This window comes from Clostridium sp. LS (assembly GCF_002760435.1).
Taxonomy (GTDB): Bacteria; Bacillota; Clostridia; order Clostridiales; family Clostridiaceae; genus Clostridium.
The window spans coordinates 1-1,176 of record NZ_AUUU01000171.1 but is presented as its reverse complement, the minus strand read 5'-3'; the positions used below and the strand labels follow the sequence as shown (position 1 = coordinate 1,176).

General features: G+C 28.3%; 1 protein-coding gene. It reads right to left on the bottom strand.

Annotated elements, in window-relative coordinates; translation table 11 throughout:
- Positions 1-109 precede the first annotated feature (109 nt).
- Complete coding sequence (locus tag COL3_RS25305; RefSeq protein WP_008429879.1) at positions 110-784, bottom strand: class I SAM-dependent methyltransferase; 675 nt, start codon at positions 782-784, stop codon at positions 110-112.
- Positions 785-1,176: the final 392 nt, after the last annotated feature.

Sequence of the window (1,176 nt, the reverse complement as noted above, 5' to 3'; positions counted from 1 at the left end):
TTGATATCACTCAATTTCAACAATTAGAAATTCTATAATTTCCTAGACATTAAAAAAGTGCTAATGATTTATAATTAATCATTAACACAATATAATCAAATACAATTTTCTACTTTCTAGCCCTAAAGACCACATAATTGTAATATTTATAATAAATATCCACAGATTTAAAACCTGCTTCTTTCAGCATATCTATTTGATCAGTCATTTTGTCCATCTTATCTAATTTTATTCTTTCATAGGTTTTATCCTTTTCTTCCCTTGACAATGAGCAGTTTTCAATATGGCTTAATTGATACTCTTTAACAATTTCTTCTGACTCACAGTCTTCTCCTTTTACCTGATCGGCATTAACAAAAACTCCGCCTTCTTCTAGAATATTAAATATATTCTTATATAAATTTCTCTTTTCGTTAAAATCTAAATGATGAATGGACATTGAAGAAATTATAGCCTCATACTTTCCTCCGCTAATTCCATCTCTATAGTCTTCCACATTGAAACTTACATTATCTAATAACTCAAACCTTTCTTTGGCTATGTCCAACATTTCCTCAGCAATATCAACTAATGTATATTTTGCATTAGGGTATTTTTTGATAACCAATTCAGTTAGTAATCCAGTCCCCGCTCCTAAATCAAGTACTTTTCCTTTCTCGTTATTTATCTTAACTAATTCAACTGCTACACCATAGAAAATATTCATTAAAGGAATTAGCTCGCTTCTTTGTATATCATATTTTTTTGCTGCTGAATTAAATACTTTTGCCACTGATTTATTCATTCTCATTACCTCCTAAACTATATATGTATATTCTAAGCATTATTACCATATAACTCAAATACATATTAGTTATAAATTCAATAACTTTAAGTTATATTATAATTGTGGATTAAAATTTTTATATAGGCCCCCTATAACTAAACTTCAGCAAATCAATCTAGATCCTAGAAACTTCTATCAACATTACTTTAAATTTTAAATGGATGTCTCTCACAAAAAAGAAATCTAAAACTAAAACAACCCACAAAAATCCGCTTTTTAGATTTTTGTAGGTTTCATTTGTGGAGGCAAAACATGACTTTATAAATCCACCATATATTATGAGTTTAACTTTATATATTCATCTATAGCTTTTGCAGCTTTCTTACCAGCACCCATAGCTAATATTACTG